The sequence below is a fragment of the Serratia sp. 25CWL12 genome (assembly GCF_055790885.1).
Genome location: NZ_CM147698.1, coordinates 1,953,396 through 1,969,481, shown reverse-complemented (window position 1 = coordinate 1,969,481; position 16,086 = coordinate 1,953,396). Strand labels below are relative to the sequence as shown.

At 48.0% G+C, this 16,086-nt stretch carries 13 protein-coding genes; 6 read left to right on the top strand and 7 right to left on the bottom strand.

Translation table 11 applies throughout. From position 1 onward, the window contains the following. Window positions 1-2 precede the first annotated feature (2 nt). Entirely contained in the window at window positions 3-1,277 is a 1,275-nt protein-coding gene (arcA, locus tag ACX9GV_RS08560; protein ID WP_473197733.1) for an arginine deiminase, read from the top strand. 110 nt (window positions 1,278-1,387) lie between these two features. Here the strand turns inward: arcA and ACX9GV_RS08555 are convergent, their stop codons facing one another. Then, a complete protein-coding gene (locus ACX9GV_RS08555) occupies window positions 1,388-2,158 on the bottom strand; it encodes a PA3715 family protein (RefSeq protein ID WP_473197732.1) in 771 nt (256 codons plus the stop codon). 251 nt (window positions 2,159-2,409) lie between these two features. Here ACX9GV_RS08555 and ACX9GV_RS08550 point away from each other — a divergent pair, with 251 nt between their 5' ends. Then, window positions 2,410-3,630 (top strand): multidrug efflux MFS transporter, encoded by a 1,221-nt coding sequence (locus ACX9GV_RS08550; RefSeq protein ID WP_473197731.1) that lies wholly within the window; start codon window positions 2,410-2,412, stop codon window positions 3,628-3,630. Here the strand turns inward: ACX9GV_RS08550 and ACX9GV_RS08545 are convergent. Both ACX9GV_RS08545 and olsF read right to left on the bottom strand, forming a co-directional pair. Next, window positions 3,604-4,044, bottom strand: a complete 441-nt coding sequence (locus tag ACX9GV_RS08545; RefSeq protein WP_473197730.1) for a VOC family protein — start codon at window positions 4,042-4,044, stop codon at window positions 3,604-3,606. The two genes, ACX9GV_RS08550 and ACX9GV_RS08545, sit on opposite strands and share 27 nt — an antisense overlap. An 86-nt stretch (window positions 4,045-4,130) precedes the next feature. Next, window positions 4,131-5,846 carry a bifunctional ornithine lipid synthase OlsF gene (olsF, locus tag ACX9GV_RS08540; protein WP_473197729.1) on the bottom strand — a complete coding sequence of 572 codons (1,716 nt, stop codon included), beginning with the start codon at window positions 5,844-5,846 and terminating at the stop codon, window positions 4,131-4,133. A 290-nt stretch (window positions 5,847-6,136) separates the two neighbouring features. On the opposite strand from olsF, the gene ogt reads away from it, so the two are divergent. The 3 genes from ogt (at window position 6,137) to uspE (ending at window position 8,826) form a co-directional block, all read left to right on the top strand. Beyond that, window positions 6,137-6,646 carry a methylated-DNA--[protein]-cysteine S-methyltransferase gene (gene ogt / locus ACX9GV_RS08535; protein ID WP_473197728.1) on the top strand — a complete coding sequence of 170 codons (510 nt, stop codon included), beginning with the start codon at window positions 6,137-6,139 and terminating at the stop codon, window positions 6,644-6,646. 316 nt (window positions 6,647-6,962) lie between these two features. Continuing rightward, the gene (locus ACX9GV_RS08530) at window positions 6,963-7,736 is read left to right on the top strand and encodes an FNR family transcription factor (RefSeq protein ID WP_023490874.1); all 774 of its coding nucleotides are present in this window, start codon (window positions 6,963-6,965) and stop codon (window positions 7,734-7,736) included. Between the two features lie 130 nt (window positions 7,737-7,866). After that, the gene (gene uspE / locus ACX9GV_RS08525; RefSeq protein ID WP_473197727.1) at window positions 7,867-8,826 is read left to right on the top strand and encodes a universal stress protein UspE; all 960 of its coding nucleotides are present in this window, start codon (window positions 7,867-7,869) and stop codon (window positions 8,824-8,826) included. A gap of 234 nt (window positions 8,827-9,060) precedes the next feature. Here the strand turns inward: uspE and fabV are convergent, their stop codons facing one another. The 4 genes from fabV to pntA all read right to left on the bottom strand — a co-directional run bounded on the left by fabV (window position 9,061) and on the right by pntA (window position 14,605). Beyond that, on the bottom strand, window positions 9,061-10,254 hold the full coding sequence (gene fabV, locus ACX9GV_RS08520; protein WP_473197726.1) for an enoyl-ACP reductase FabV: 1,194 nt from the start codon (window positions 10,252-10,254) through the stop codon (window positions 9,061-9,063). 199 nt (window positions 10,255-10,453) lie between these two features. Continuing rightward, window positions 10,454-11,386 (bottom strand): 6-phosphofructokinase II, encoded by a 933-nt coding sequence (pfkB, locus tag ACX9GV_RS08515; protein WP_473197725.1) that lies wholly within the window; start codon window positions 11,384-11,386, stop codon window positions 10,454-10,456. Between the two features lie 291 nt (window positions 11,387-11,677). Next, window positions 11,678-13,066 (bottom strand): Re/Si-specific NAD(P)(+) transhydrogenase subunit beta, encoded by a 1,389-nt coding sequence (gene pntB, locus ACX9GV_RS08510; RefSeq protein ID WP_473197724.1) that lies wholly within the window; start codon window positions 13,064-13,066, stop codon window positions 11,678-11,680. A gap of 12 nt (window positions 13,067-13,078) precedes the next feature. Beyond that, window positions 13,079-14,605 (bottom strand): Re/Si-specific NAD(P)(+) transhydrogenase subunit alpha, encoded by a 1,527-nt coding sequence (gene pntA, locus ACX9GV_RS08505; RefSeq protein WP_023490879.1) that lies wholly within the window; start codon window positions 14,603-14,605, stop codon window positions 13,079-13,081. Window positions 14,606-14,994: 389 nt separating this feature from the next. Between pntA and ydgH the strand changes: the two genes are divergently transcribed. Next, on the top strand, window positions 14,995-15,945 hold the full coding sequence (gene ydgH, locus ACX9GV_RS08500; RefSeq protein ID WP_473197723.1) for a DUF1471 family protein YdgH: 951 nt from the start codon (window positions 14,995-14,997) through the stop codon (window positions 15,943-15,945). Window positions 15,946-16,086 lie beyond the last annotated feature (141 nt).

Here is a 16,086-nt window from a genome sequence, read left to right as displayed (position 1 = left end):
ATATGTCGACTAAAAAAAAGACGCACGCTAAGTTTGGTGTTCATTCAGAAGTAGGGAAACTGCATAAAGTGATGGTGTGTGCGCCAGGTAAAGCACATAACCGTTTAACACCAAGTAACTGTGATGAACTGTTGTTTGATGATGTGTTATGGGTTGAACGCGCCAAACGTGACCATTTTGACTTTATGACCAAGATGCGTGAGCACGGGGTTGACGTGGTTGAAATGCATAATCTGCTGGCTGAAACCTTGGCATTACCAGAAGCCAGAAAGTGGATCCTCGACCAGCAGATTGTGCCGAATGAGGTGTCGGTAGGTATTCTTAAGGAAACACGCAGCTATTTAGATGGCCTGGCTCCACGAGTATTGGCTGAAGTTCTGATCGGGGGTCTTTCCACCACTGATCTGGCTAAAGAAGGTTATGCCGATCACGAAGAACTTAAGCTGATCCGCGAAGCAGTAGGCATTACCGAATATCTGCTGCCACCCTTGCCTAACACACTTTACACCCGTGATACCACGTGCTGGATTTACGGTGGAGTGACTTTAAACCCACTCTATTGGCCAGCACGCCACGAAGAAACCATTCTGACCACCGCCATCTATAAATTCCACCCTGACTTTGGTGAAGCTAATGTCAATGTCTGGTGGGGGGATCCGACTGTACACCATGGCTCAGCAACGCTCGAGGGTGGTGATGTGATGCCGATCGGTAATAAAACCGTGTTGATTGGTATGAGTGAGCGGACCTCTCATCAGGCGATTACTCAGTTGGCAGCCTCGTTGTTCTCTAACAAGCATTCCGGTGTTGAACGAGTGATGATCGCGGCAATGCCGAAGCTGCGTGCTGCGATGCACCTGGATACGGTATTTACTTTCTGTGACCGTGACGTTGTCACTCTATACCCTGCTATTGTCGACCAGATCAAAACGTTTTCACTGCGGCCAGATAGTGGCCCAACTGGTATGAAACTGAGCCGCGACAAAGGCACCTTTGTTGAAGCCGTGGCTGGGGCATTGAACCTGAAGAAACTGCGGGTTGTGGAAACTGAAGGTAATGATTACGACACTGAACGCCAACAGTGGGACAGTGGCAACAACATGGTTGCGCTCTCTCCTGGCGTGGTTATGGCTTATGATCGCAATACCAAAACCAATACCCAGCTTCGTAAAGAAGGTATTGAGGTAATTGAGATTGTCGGTAGTGAGTTAGGTCGTGGGCGTGGTGGCGGTCACTGTATGACCTGCCCGATTATCCGTGATGCTATCGATTACTAAGCAAAGTTGACGCTTAACCGGTAAATATGGCCACCTTTTGAGGTGGCCTTTACTTTATTGGTTTTTATTAATTGGTTCCCCGGTATGGGTTGGATCCCAAGGTTGACTGGTTAGATCAATATGTTCAGGCGTTGCCCATCATAATGTACTGTCTGTTTTACCTTGGTGTTACCATCGGTTTGCCAGTTAACCGTGACGATAAGATCAGCAAAGCCATGGGATTGTTTAGGGCCGATACCGAGGGTGACTTTGGCGAAACTAGTGTCACAGTCGGCATTAGGAGGTACGCCATTGTCGGAGGAACAGTACACCGACAGGTCAAGATAAGTGCTAAACACCGAACGCAATTTGCCGTTATCAGGTACATAGAGCGTTAATAGGCCATCAGCCCAAGCATCCGGGTTACTTGCCCCTCTGCCAACGCTGGTTAATACCAGGCCAAATGCCCGTATACCGGGTGCCAAGTGATAGCGAGCAGTATCTAGCCATAAGCTACTCCGTCCAATTTCAAGCATAGCATCTTCTGCCATCAGTTCCTGGTAAGACTCCAGTAACAGACCATCCTGATTATTCACTTTACCTACCAATAAATGGAATTCACGCTCACCAACCGGGGCTTTATTACCTTGATCAAGATAGGCTAATGCCACCACGGATTGGCTATCCTCCTCCACCCACACTTTACAGGCTGTGGCTATCAGCGGATTGTTTTCCTCACCAGTGGGAACGACCCAATTATCTTGCTTTAGCTGTTTGGCTAATGAACTGATCAGTTGAGGATCACAGGGTTGCTGCTCCTTAGTCCATCCCTTGATCGGGGCAATCAGCAGTATCAATAACAGATACCCTATCCTTGTTAGTCCTAAATGATGCTGTTGCATGGGGTTAACCCTGTTCCGCTTCTGTTATTGGATGGCATAAGTGCATTGTCGCGCAGTTTGCAGCGGCAAATCAATTTGTACTGATGAGAATACCCCGTTGTAGTTTCCTCAAGGGATAACAGCCAGCTTGGCAGGTTTAAGGCTGTATCAATTCATCTATTTACGTTTACTCACTCATTTCCGCCCACTGTAGGCGGTTTCTGGTGGTATCATTATCAAGCTAAATAATTAATCCCGATAGTTGCTATAAAATGGAAGCATGGAAACTTAATTTAATCTCGGTATGGTTCGGCTGTTTCTTTACTGGCATGGCGATGAGCCAGATTCTGCCTTTTCTACCGCTGTATGTTGAGCAACTTGGTGTTAATGGTCATGAATCGCTAAGTATTTGGTCGGGTTTGGTGTTTAGCGGCACGTTTCTAGTTTCTGCCATCGTTTCACCTTGGTGGGGGAGCTTGGCTGATCGCCGAGGACGTAAGCTAATGCTGCTGCGAGCCTCCCTGGGTATGGCGACACTTATTGCCTTGCAAGGGCTGGTCAGCAATGTCTACCAGTTATTTGCTCTGCGTGCCTTAATGGGGCTGACTTCCGGTTATATCCCTAATGCCATGGCCTTGATCGCTTCACAAATACCACGCAATAAGAGTGGCTGGGCATTGGGAACCTTATCTACCGGGCCCATTTCAGGGGTGATCGTTGGCCCATTGCTCGGTGGTTTAATGGCTGATCACCTGGGGTTGCGGGTGGTATTTTTTGTCACTGCCGTCATGATGTTTGTCAGTTTTTTGGTGACACTGTTTTTGATCAAAGAAAATCATACAGTGATAAAAAAGGCCGACCAACCGAGTGGTGCAGCCCTGTTTCGCTCATTGCCTTATCCAGGGGTTATTATCACGCTGTTTGTCAGTACCATGATGGTCCAATTGGCTAACTCATCCGTCAGCCCAATTTTAACGCTCTTTATCCGTGATCTGACTCTGACTGATTATAAAGACAACATTGCCTTTGTCAGTGGGATGATCGCTGCAATTCCGGGGGTTGCCGCCTTGATTTCCGCCCCGCGACTGGGGAGATTGGGTGACCGTATCGGCACTGCACGGATCCTGGCCATGGCATTGGCTTTCACCGCCCTGCTGTTTGCCATCATGACTTGGGTACAAACCCCGATACAGCTTGGTATTTTGCGGTTTTTGCTTGGCTTTGCCGATGGTGCATTGATGCCTGCCATTCAAGTACTGCTGTTACGCTACTCTCCTTCTCAGGCTACAGGGCGTATTTTTGGCTATAACCAGTCATTTATGTATTTGGGTAATGTGGTTGGCCCGCTGATCGGCTCTTCTGTTTCCGCCATGATGGGATTCCGCTGGGTATTTATTGTCACCGCAATTTTGGTATTGATTAATTTTATCCTGGTACAACACCGAGTTACACGGGTTGAGCGTAGCTTATCGGTCTCGCAACCAAGGGGTTAACGTTACCCCGACCAACAACCCCTCTGGGCTAAGTAGGCGGGTAACGTTCTGGCCCCAAGGTTCCTGACGGTTAGCCACCAGTAAATGGTATCCCTGATTTTGCAGGGTTTGCGTGGCTTTTCCCAAATCGGCCACATCAAACTCTAGCCAGGCCTGCGGCACAGGTAAATCCTGCGGCCACTGCCCCTGGCCAAAACAGGTTTGTGCAGCCTGTTCCAAAGGCCATAATGCAAAATGCTTTACGCCAGGCAAAGCATCAGCTTCCGTCAATAAATAGTCACTATTCCCTGCCATTGCTTTTAACGGCAACCCTAATGTTTGTTGATAAAAGTGCTGGCTTTGAGGGCTGTTCTGAGTAATAGGGCCAAAGCCGGCAACGAATAACACCTCAATATCATGTAATAAATGCTCCATGCCCTTTTCTCGCTTGTCATTTGAATATGCAGTAAATTTGAGGCTCGGTTCACCCTATTCGTTGACAGGCGTGAACCGTCGTAGCGTTAAACCGTTTCTGGCTCTAGGTGAACCGCGATATAGCGCTGGTAGCGCGCTGGCTTGACGCGAGTTAAATCCACTAACACCAAACCATCAATACAATTGTTAAACGCCGGGTCAGTACCGAAGTCGATAAACTGTACCCCGCCAGGCTCACACAATTCACTGTATTGCTTATACAAAGTGGGAATGGAGCAACCAATATTGCTCAATAAACTTTTTAACCGCGCTAAATCTTCCTGATAGTTATCGCCTGCAAATTGCGCCAATACCTGCGGTAAAGAAGTTGGATAAGGGCGACGTGATTGGGCCATCATCTGTTCAGGCGAAAAATAGAGCCGGTAGAAAGCAATCAACAGGTCGCGAGCGGTCACCGGCATAGCGCCGGAAATAGACACTGGACCATACAGGTAACGATACTGCGGATATTTTGCCACATAAGCACCAATGCCCAACCACAGATAATCCAATCCCCGTTTGCCCCAATAAACCGGCTGAATGAAGCTGCGACCGAGTTCAATCCCTTGCTCCAGGATCGGCATCATATCCTGATCGTAATGGAACAGACTGTTACTGTAGATGCTTTCCAGGCCTTTATTGGCTAACTGAGGACCGGTGGGGATAAAGCGATAGGCACCAACAATTTCGAGCTCATCTTCGTCCCATAATACTAGGTGATAATAGTCGTCATCGTAGCTGTCCAGATCACGACGTCTACCTGACCCCTCACCGACTGCGCGGAAAGCAATCTCACGCAACCGCCCCAACTCACGCAGGATAGGGGTTCTTGCTTCCCCCTGCCGACGATAGAGGAAAATAGTCTTGCCATCGGGAGTGCTACCCAGTTGTTCACAAGCAGCCAAGGCTTTTTTCAACTCTAAACGATCTTCCGGCAAGGCAATGGCCGCTTCACTGGTAAATAACCCCGGTTTACCCTGCCCCAGACGGTAAACATGGCGGCGGAACCGCTCTGCGAGATCACGCGCATGGGTATGGCCATCGTGCCATTGACTGAATGGGATGCGGCCCCCGATGCGGATTTTAATCCGTCCTCCGCGCTGTTTGAACATCTCTCGCACTAATAATAAGGTTGATAATGGGTTGTAAACCAGAGAGGTGAAATAGAACAGATTGCTGTTACGCGCAGTAATATGCACTGGCACGATCGGCGCGCGGGCCTTGGCGGCCAAACGCAGAAAACCGGTGTGCCAATGACTATCACGAATCCCCTTGGCGCTCATGCGCGATACTTCCCCTGCCGGGAATAGAATCAGTACGCCCTGGTTATCCAGTTGTGCTTGCATGGCCTCTATCTGCTTGCGGTTGGTACGGTAGTTGAAATTATCCACCGGTACAAACAGGCTACGCAACGGTTCAATATAGGATAAGAATTGGCTGGCAACTATTTTGATGTCCGATCTGACTGCCGCGACTGCCCGTATTAATGCCAACCCATCCAGTGACCCGATAGGATGATTGGCCACCAGAACCACCGGGCTCTGACTGGGGATATTCTCCAGATCACCATCCACCAACTCGCAATTTACATTAAAAAAATCCAACACCTGCTCGACAAAATCCAACCCTCTCAGGTAAGGATAATCAGCTGCAAATTGATTGAGTTCTTTCTCGCAAAGCAAGGTTGACAGCAGTTTACGCTGCCAAGCGGGGGTTTTGCGATGCGGGAATGATTCTTGCAGAAAAGTATCCAAACTAAACATCGTGATTCTCCTAGCCTAGTCATGGCTAACATAAGCGAGCATCATGACCTTAATATATCCATTTCATGACAAAAAAATGAAACTCCATCCCCATACTGCGCAGTTATAGCAAAAAATTCAAGCCAGGCACTCTTTTACTGTCCGCTGCTATATGACTGCTAACGGAATACCACGTTAAATCTTATTTCAACAACCTAGAATCACATCGCCATTTTAATGTCCGTAATTCGCCATTGTCGCATTAATTTTCATGTCATAATCGGCCTATGAAATGCAAGGAGTGAATTTACATGCAGATTTTTTTTCTTGACCGGATGCTAACACCGATTGGTGAACTGGTGTTGGTCAGCGATGTACAGGGCCAGATGCGAGCAGTGGATTGGACAGACCATGAGGCTCGTCTGATGAAACTGTTAAATATCCACTATCGCGGTGAATTCGCACTACAGATAAAAACCAATCCAGGAGGGCTTACGGATCTGATGCAACGTTATTTTGCCGGGGAGTTAACCGTGATCGACAGTATGCCAGTCAAGACGCTCGGTAGTGAATTCCAGCGTACCGTCTGGGAACAGTTGCGCAAAATCCCCTGTGGAGAAACCGTCACTTATGGGGAGTTGGCGAAACGAATAGGTCGCCCTACTGCTTCTCGTGCAGTGGGCATGGCTAATGGTGCCAACCCCATCAGTATCGTGGTACCTTGCCACCGTGTTATTGGCGCACAAGGAACGCTTACCGGATACGCGGGGGGCTTACAACGTAAACAATGGTTGCTTAAACACGAAGGTTTTTTGCCTTAATGGCTTCCAAGGCAAACATGGTGAAGTGCCTATCTTTGGCTACATTTATTACTCGTGCTAATTGCATTCATACTTCAAGCTTAAATGATAATAATATACTTATTTATAAAGCATTGTTATGATTAAATGTTGTTTTTTTTAATAAATTTAGACTTAACCACCACAAAAGAGATTTACCTCAATACTTGATTTCTCTCGTTAACCGAAGAAAGTCAAATTGAAAGAAATGTCGCTGAGCTTATTGATTGCTGTACTTATCATCTGCCAAAAATGATGTTAAAATTGACACATATCAATTATTGCATGAGCTTAATTTATGATCCCGGAAAAACGCGTGATTCGTCGTATTCAGTCTGGTGGTTGTGCAATCCATTGCCAAGACTGTAGTATCAGCCAGTTATGCATCCCTTTTACGCTGAATTCCCATGAGCTTGACCAACTCGATAACATTATCGAACGGAAGAAGCCAATCCAAAAGGGTCAGACGTTATTTAAGGCTGGCGACGAGCTGAAGTCGATATACGCAATCCGTTCCGGAACCATTAAAAGTTACACCATCACCGAACAAGGTGATGAGCAGATCACCGGCTTCCACTTAGCGGGCGATTTGGTCGGTTTTGATGCTATTGGTGGGCAAATGCATCCAAGCTTTGCTCAGGCGTTAGAAACCTCCATGGTCTGCGAGATCCCATTTGAAACATTAGATGACCTTTCAGGCAAAATGCCAAACCTACGTCAGCAGATCATGCGTCTAATGAGTGGTGAAATCAAAGGCGATCAAGAGATGATTCTGCTGCTCTCCAAGAAAAATGCCGAAGAACGCCTGGCTGCCTTTATTCATAACCTTTCGCATCGTTTTGCTGAGCGTGGCTTTTCTGCACGTGAGTTTCGCTTGACCATGACCCGAGGTGATATCGGTAACTATCTGGGCTTGACCGTTGAAACCATCAGCCGCTTGCTGGGTCGTTTCCAAAAAGGTCAAATTCTTAGCGTAAAAGGCAAATATATCACCATAGAGAATATGGACGTCTTATCACAACTGGCTGGATCGCCAAAAATAAAAACACATCTCACCGCGGTTAACATTTAACCCACAATTAGGCCAATAATTCCCTGAAATTATTGGCCTAACGACTCTGCTGCTACTATTCTGTTTTTCAATGTTGAGTTACTCTGTTATTGAATTGAGCATTGATCTATAGCTGTTTGGAGGAGGTCCTATGGCAAAGTATCAGAATATTCTGGTGGTTATTGACCCAAACCAAGACGACCAACCGGCACTACGGCGGGCGGTTTATCTGGTGAAAAGGAACGGTGGGTGCATTAAAGCTTTTCTTCCTATCTATGACTTTTCTTATGAATTAACAACGCTACTTTCCCCTGACGAAAGAACTGCCATGAGGGAAGGTGTCATCAAGCAACGTGAAGCTTGGATTAAGCAACAGTGTCGTTTTTATCTGGCAGATGGCGTTCCGATTGAAATCAAAGTGGTATGGCACCGTCGCCCCTATGAAGCAATTATTCAGGAAGTGACAAGTAGCAATCATGATCTGCTGGTGAAAATGACCCATCAACATGATCGGCTGGAGTCTGTGATCTTCACCCCTACCGATTGGCACCTACTGCGCAAGTGCCCTTGCCCAGTCTGGATGGTGAAAGATCAACCTTGGCCCGAAGGGGGTAAAGCGCTGGTTGCAGTTAACCTTTCCAGTGAGGAACCTTATCACGATCCTTTGAATATCCGGCTGGTCAAAGAAACGCTGGAACTGGCACAAAATGCTGACCAAACCGAAGTTCATTTGGTAGGAGCCTACCCGGTTACACCATTCAATATCGCAATTGAATTGCCTGATTTTGATCCTAGTGTTTATAACGATGCAATTCGTGGTCAACATCTGATTGCCATGAAAGCATTAAGGCAGAAATTCCATATCAGCGAAGAGTTTACCCATGTGGAAAAAGGGCTACCCGAAGAGGTGATCCCTCATTTAGCCGAAGAACTCAAGGCTGGTGTTGTGGTGTTAGGGACTCTCGGTCGCACTGGGCTTTCAGCAGCCTTTATCGGTAATACCGCCGAACATGTGATCGATCATCTTAAATGTGACCTATTGGTGTTAAAGCCCGATGATTTTGGTAAGCCTGTCGTCGATGAAGATGACGAGCACGATGATGAGGATTAATCACTGCCCTATTTGAGGGAAGTTTTCGTGAGTTTTAAATAACCAGTAGACCTCAGCCCCCTGCCCGTTAACACCGGCAGGGGGAAATAAGGCTTCCACAAACGGCTGGAGAAACAAAGTTATCCCCGATAAAAAATCGAGACAAAAAAACCGGAACCTTGTTAGCCCCGGCTTTAATAGTCATGTGAACACTTAGTCAAGTCATATCAAGACTAAGTATCTTTGTTTATTTTATTACAGTTCAACCACATCAAAACGAACGTCCGGGTTAACATCGGCATCGTAGTCGACTTCTTCCAGCCCAAAACCGAACAGACGCAAGAACTCCTGCTTGTAACCCGTGTAATCCGTCAATTCACTCAAGTTTTCACTGGTGATTGAGGGCCAAAGGTCACGACAGGTTTTTTGCACATCGTCACGCAGCTCCCAGTCATCCATACGAATACGAGCTTGGTCGTCAAGCGCCATATCGTCACTGTACAGACGGGTACGCATCATGCGGTCAACCTGCTCCATACAACCTTCATGGATCCCCTTCTCTTTCATTATTTTGAAAGCCATGGAGATATACAGCGGCATCACGGGAATGGCGGAAGAGGCCTGAGTGACCACAGATTTCAATACCGCCACATGGGCTGTACCCTTTTTGGCAGCCAGATTGCCACGAATAGCGCTAGCTGCACGGTCCAAATCTTCTTTGGCACGGCCCAACGTCCCATGCCAGTAAATAGGCCAGGTCAAGTCAGTACCAATATAGGAATAAGCGACAGATTTAGCACCTTCAGCCAGCACACCAGCCTGTTCCAGCGCTGACATCCACAATTCCCAATCCTGACCACCCATCACGGTAATGGTGTTCTGGATCTCTTCTTCATTGGCGGGTTCAACGGTTGCAGTAATAATCTGGTCTTTATTGGTATCGATAGCGGTGGTGGTGTAAACCTCACCGATCGGCTTCAAGGCAGAACGCACGACTTCGCCAGTTTCTGGCATTTTACGCACCGGTGAAGCCAGTGAATAAACCACCAGATCCACCTGGCCCAGGTCGGCTTTAATCAGCTCAATCACCTTGGCGCGGCATTCGTTAGAGAAAGCATCACCATTAACGCTTTTGGCATACAGACCGGCTTCTTTAGCGGCTTTATCAAAAGCTGCCGAGTTATACCAACCCGCCGTAGCCGGTTTGCTTTCCGTTCCGGCTTTTTCAAAAAACACCCCAATGGTGGCAGCGTCACTGCCAAAGGCCGCGGCAATACGGGAAGCCAGACCATAACCGGTAGAGGCACCGATCACCAAAACACGTTTAGGGCCATTAGCAATCTTACCCTGCGCTTTGGTATAGGCAATTTGACGACGAACATTCGCTTCACAACCTACCGGATGAGTGGTGGTGCAGATAAAGCCGCGAACCTTAGGTTTAATAATCATATGGGTCTAGGATCCGTTAAAGAGATGAAATCGGCACATAAGATAACTCATTATGTGCCTTTTTTGTGATCTGACTTGTTAGATTGATTGTATTTTATACAAATTTTGCTAAATGAGATACTTCGGCTGCCAACTTGGCTGTAGTTTTGGCATATACAGTGTCTGCCTTGTAACTCATTTTGCTTAGTATGCCGTTAATTTAGCGCTGACAAATATAGTGATATAACCGCTCGGTATCTGCCAAAGAGCAAAGTTTCGTTCCCAGATTTAGCGTCGCGGCACTGCCTGCGGCCACACCAAAGCGCACAGTATCGAGTAGATCAGCACCGTTGGCCAGTTTCAGTGTCATCGCGCCAACCATACTGTCCCCCGCACCCACCGTACTTCTTTTTTTCACCGGTGGGGGGACGACATGTACACAATGGTGACCATCAACCGCCAGCGCCCCTTGCGGCCCGAGTGAAACCACCACGCGTTCTGCTGCTCCCCTCTGCACCAGTTCTTGAGCCGCATTGCGCACGTCATCCGGGTGCTCCAAGGGGTGACCAATCAAGTCGGATAACTCATTCTGATTGGGTTTTACCAGTGCTAACCCCCCTAAATCCAAGCAAGCTTTCAGGGCATCACCAGAACTATCGACGATACATTGCAAACCTATCGATTGCGCCTGTTTGACCAGATACGTTAATTTTTCAATCGCCGTTCCCGGGGGCAAACTGCCACTAATCACCAGGATGGAACCAGCAGGGATTTTTTTTACTCGCTCTACCAGTTGATCAAACTCAGTCTCATTAAGATGGGCACCTGGCATAACAAACCGAAATTGTTCACCGCTGCTGTCTACATGAACATGCAGATTTTGCCGGGTCCAGTCCTGAGTTTTCAATGTTTCTGTTTCGACGCCTTCCTGATCCAGTAACGCTTTTAAATGATCCCCAGTCGGGCCACCAATAGGGAAAATGGCATGAGCACGGCCCCCGAGATAAGTAATGGCGCGGGCGACATTGATCCCCCCACCTCCGGGTTCAAATAACGGTGTGGTACAGCGCAGCTTCCCTTCTGCATACATTTTTGCCGTCGTCGTTGCACTATCTAGCGATGGAGATAACGTTAACGTGAAAATTTGAGTCATGATGCAATCTTCCTCATGAATATTATTTCGCCTACTTGGCTAACAAACAGAAATGGATGCTTTTATTGAGCTGTTTTAAGTAAAGCACATCTGCTTTAAATAAGACGAGTTACCTGCAGGTTGGCAGAAAGGAACCTCGGGAATAAGGCTTATCAGCAGACTTTATGCCACGGGTATAACACCACCGATCTATAACATGATCGATCTATAACACGATCTATAACACAATCGCCTGAAAAAAAATGCCAGCCACCTTGGGTGACTGACATTTTTACTTACTGACATGGCTGATTACAGTGCGCGCAAAATCGCTTCTACACTGCTCTTGGCATCACCAAACAGCATTTGAGTATTTTCTTTAAAGAACAGCGGGTTCTGTACCCCGGCATAACCGGTATTCATTGAACGCTTGAATACGATAACATTTTGCGCTTTCCACACTTCCAACACTGGCATACCCGCAATTGGGCTGCGTGGATCTTCTTGCGCTGCAGGGTTAACCGTATCGTTGGCACCAATAACCAGCACAGTATCAGTATTTGGGAAATCGTCATTGATTTCGTCCATTTCCAATACCACATCGTAAGGTACCTTGGCTTCAGCCAATAACACGTTCATATGCCCTGGCAAACGCCCGGCAACCGGGTGAATGCCAAAACGCACCTTGACACCGCGTTTGCGCAATTTCTCAGTGATTTCTGCCACCGGATACTGTGCTTGCGCAACAGCCATTCCATAGCCTGGGGTGATAATCACCGAGCTTGAGTTCTTCAGCAGTTCTGCCACTTCCTCTGCTGTGGTTTCGCGGTGCTCACCCATATCTTCGGCATCACCGGTTGAGGTACCATCGGTACCAAAACCACCGGCAATAACGCTGATAAAGGAGCGGTTCATCGCCTTACACATAATGTAAGAGAGGATCGCACCAGAAGAACCCACCAACGCACCGGTCACGATCAACAGGTCGTTGTCCAGCATAAAGCCTGCCGCTGCCGCTGCCCAACCCGAGTAAGAGTTCAGCATCGAGACCACAACTGGCATATCTGCGCCACCAATAGACGCCACCAGATGCCAACCAAACGCCAAGGCAATGGCCGTCATGATCAACAGCGCGAACACTTCCCAACCGACACTGTTGGTACGGACAAACAGCACCATCAATAGGAAGGAAACCACTATGGCAGCCAGATTCATTTTATGGCGATGAGGCAGCGTCAGCGGCGTAGAGGAGATAAGGCCGCGTAATTTGCCGAAAGCCACAATAGAGCCGGTAAAGGTCACCGCACCAATGAAGATACCCAAGAACACTTCGGTAAGATGGATATTCTCCATGACCGGATCCATGGCCTTACCATGATCCAGATAGCTGTTGAAACCCACCAGCACCGCAGCCAAACCGACAAAACTGTGCAGCATCGCCACCAGTTCCGGCATTTCTGTCATTTCGACTTTCTTCGCCAGATAGATCCCGATAGCACCACCGATGGCCATGGCAATGATGATCCAACTTACATTGCCGGCATTTGGCCCTAAGATGGTTGCTATCAAGGCAATCGCCATCCCGGCGACCCCAAACAGGTTACCCTGCTTGGACGTTTCATGGCGTGAAAGACCCGCCAGGCTGAAGATAAACAGAATAGCGGCAACAATGTATGCAGCTGTAACTAATCCACCAGACATTTTTGCTACCCCTTAGTTTTTGCGGAACATCTTCAGCATGCGCTGAGTGACGGTGAATCCACCAAAAATATTGATGCTGGCAATCAGCACGGCGATAAAGGAGAGGAAACTCACCCAGCCACCATGACCAATCTGCAACAACGCACCTACCACGATAATCCCTGATATCGCGTTAGTGACCGACATCAACGGGGTATGCAGCGCATGGCTGACATTCCACACCACGTAGTATCCCACCACGCAAGCCAACGCAAACACAGTAAAGTGAGACAGGAACTCTTTCGGTGCTGAATCAGCGAACCAGCCAAACAGGATGATAGCCAGCGCCATCAAGGCATACTTGAGCCAAGGGGATGCGGGCTTTTTCTCCACCAGTGCGGCGGGTGCCACTGTTGCCTGCTTAGGTTGTGCTGAAACCTGAATCGGTGGCGCTGGCCAGGTCACTTCCCCTGCACGCACCACGGTAACACCGCGAATAACGGTATCGTCGAAATCGATATCAATTTCACCGTTTTTCTCTTTTGTCAGCAACTTGAGCAGGTTAACCAGGTTAGTCCCATAAAGTTGCGAAGACTGTGTTGGCAAACGGCTTGGCAAATCGGTATAGCCGATGATCTTCACGCCGTTTTCGGTCACGGTAATCTGGTCAGCAACAGTCAGTTCGCAGTTACCACCGGTTTGAGCGGCCAAGTCAACAATCACACTCCCCGGCTTCATGGCGGCGACCATCTCTTTGGTGATCAATTTTGGTGCCGGTTTACCTGGGATCAGTGCCGTGGTGACAATAATGTCCACTTCTTCTGCTTGCGCGGCAAACAGAGCCATTTCAGCTTTGATAAAGGCTTCTGACATCACCTTGGCGTAGCCATCACCGCTGCCAGCTTCTTCTTCAAAATCCAGCTCAAGGAACTCAGCCCCCATACTCTGGACTTGTTCTTTCACTTCCGGGCGGGTATCAAAGGCGCGCACAATGGCACCCAAGCTACCTGCCGCACCGATGGCCGCCAACCCTGCCACACCCGCACCGATAATCATCACTTTTGCTGGCGGGACTTTACCGGCAGCGGTGATTTGACCAGTGAAGAAACGACCAAACTCATGGGCAGCTTCAACGATGGCACGATAACCGGCGATGTTAGCCATGGAGCTCAGGGCATCCATCGATTGTGCGCGGGAAATGCGCGGCACTGAATCCATCGCCATGGCGGTAACATTGCGGGCAGCCAGCTTCTCAATTAAATCTGGGTTTTGTGCTGGCCAGATAAAACTGACGAGCGTACTGCCTTCACGCATTAACGCGATTTCGTCCTCTAGTGGCGCGTTAACTTTTAAAATCAGATCTGATTGCCATACATCGGCAGTATCAGTAATCGTTGCCCCTGCGGCTTGATACGCAGCATCCTCAAAACTTGCCAATTTACCCGCCGAACTTTCAATAGCGACGGTAAAGCCCAATTTTAGCAACTGTTCTACCGTTTTCGGCGTTGCTGCAACACGGGCTTCATTGGCCAACCGTTCTCTTGGTACACCAATACGCATAATTATTCCCTTCTTACCTGTCTTTAATGACGTCTGTTATCTTCTCTAGCGATAGCACCAGCCGACAAGATTCCCCCACCTCGCCAGTAAGCAAAGCAGAATGCCTTTTATAAGCTACTGAAAATGTGATCGATAATCCATGATTGCTTACGATTAACTGACAGTTTTTACATAAAAACTCACATAAGGATATGACAAATCGCAAGTTTGCATCGAAAAGATGTTTAGAGCAATGTTTGCATGATGACCTGCTAAACCAATATATTCCTGGTTGCAGCGCATAAAATGCTGAGACACATAGCGAGATTACATGTAATAATCATCGGCTGAATACACTTAAACCGTTCAGTACGCTATATACATTTATGCGCTAGGCGAAAGGATTTTTTATGAAGCTGAAGACCACCATCATTGCATCAGCCTTGTTATCACTCACTGCGCTGTCTGCACATGCCGCACAAGAGTTAACACCTGAAAGAGCCGCGGCTATCAAACCATTTGATCGCATCACCATTACTGGTCATTTTAATGCTATCAACGAAGCAGTTGATGCGGTATCACGCCGTGCAGATAAACTGGGTGCGGACGCTTTCTATATTCAGGATATCAGTGAAGGTAACAACAGCGGCAACTCGCGCGTTACTGCCGACCTCTATCATAAAGATGCCCCAGAGGCGAGCAAAGAGACAACGTACCGCCTCTTTAATGGTGTTAAAGAACTTCCTAAAACCGAAGCGTTCTTGTATGAGCCCTACGATACCGTGACTGTCACCGGTTTTTACCGCAGCCAACCAGACATCAGCGATGCCATCGCCAAAGAGGCAAAAAAGAAAGGTGCAGCCTCTTTCTTTATCGTTCGTCAGGTTGATGCCAACCAGGGTGGTAACCAACTCGTTACAGCCTATATCTATAAAGCTGATGCCCCTAAGCGTGTAGTGCAGAACGCAGATGCTGTTCCTGCTGATTCTGACGCTGGTAGAGCCTTGTTGGCTGCTGGAGGAGCTGAAGCCGCCAAGGTTGAGATCCCTGGGGTCGCCTCTTCTGACTCACCAAGTCAAAATGTGGGTCGTTTCTTTGAAACGCAATCTTCTTCTGGCCAACGCTACACTGTCACTTTGCCGGATGGTACCAAGATTCAGGAAGTGAATAAGGTGACTGCTGCACAAATGGTCCCCTTCGATTCCGTAACATTTACCGGTCATTTCGCCAGCATGACTGACGTTTCCAATGAAGTAGCAAAACGCGCAGCAGCTAAAGGTGCCAAGTACTATCACATCACCCGTGAATGGCAGAACCAAAGTGGCGGTAACCTGACGGTCAGCGCTGATCTGTTTAAATAATCCCCTGTACTTCAGATTTATACTTCAGGTTTATATTTAAGCATTGAGTCATAGGGCAGCGTTAGCTGCCCTTTTCTTATGGTGCGAATAGTGCGGGATGGTTAGAGTCGGATGGGCTTCACGGCATCGCACTGATTGCTG

What these genes read in the sequence shown, in the direction of transcription:
- arcA (WP_473197733.1), top strand. Translation starts at nt 3, where the DNA reads ATGTCGACTAAAAAAAAGACGCACGCTAAGTTTGGTGTTCATTCAGAA.
- ACX9GV_RS08555 (WP_473197732.1), bottom strand. Translation starts at nt 2,158, where the DNA reads ATGCAACAGCATCATTTAGGACTAACAAGGATAGGGTATCTGTTATTG.
- ACX9GV_RS08550 (WP_473197731.1), top strand. Translation starts at nt 2,410, where the DNA reads ATGGAAGCATGGAAACTTAATTTAATCTCGGTATGGTTCGGCTGTTTC.
- ACX9GV_RS08545 (WP_473197730.1), bottom strand. Translation starts at nt 4,044, where the DNA reads ATGGAGCATTTATTACATGATATTGAGGTGTTATTCGTTGCCGGCTTT.
- olsF (WP_473197729.1), bottom strand. Translation starts at nt 5,846, where the DNA reads ATGTTTAGTTTGGATACTTTTCTGCAAGAATCATTCCCGCATCGCAAA.
- ogt (WP_473197728.1), top strand. Translation starts at nt 6,137, where the DNA reads ATGCAGATTTTTTTTCTTGACCGGATGCTAACACCGATTGGTGAACTG.
- ACX9GV_RS08530 (WP_023490874.1), top strand. Translation starts at nt 6,963, where the DNA reads ATGATCCCGGAAAAACGCGTGATTCGTCGTATTCAGTCTGGTGGTTGT.
- uspE (WP_473197727.1), top strand. Translation starts at nt 7,867, where the DNA reads ATGGCAAAGTATCAGAATATTCTGGTGGTTATTGACCCAAACCAAGAC.
- fabV (WP_473197726.1), bottom strand. Translation starts at nt 10,254, where the DNA reads ATGATTATTAAACCTAAGGTTCGCGGCTTTATCTGCACCACCACTCAT.
- pfkB (WP_473197725.1), bottom strand. Translation starts at nt 11,386, where the DNA reads ATGACTCAAATTTTCACGTTAACGTTATCTCCATCGCTAGATAGTGCA.
- pntB (WP_473197724.1), bottom strand. Translation starts at nt 13,066, where the DNA reads ATGTCTGGTGGATTAGTTACAGCTGCATACATTGTTGCCGCTATTCTG.
- pntA (WP_023490879.1), bottom strand. Translation starts at nt 14,605, where the DNA reads ATGCGTATTGGTGTACCAAGAGAACGGTTGGCCAATGAAGCCCGTGTT.
- ydgH (WP_473197723.1), top strand. Translation starts at nt 14,995, where the DNA reads ATGAAGCTGAAGACCACCATCATTGCATCAGCCTTGTTATCACTCACT.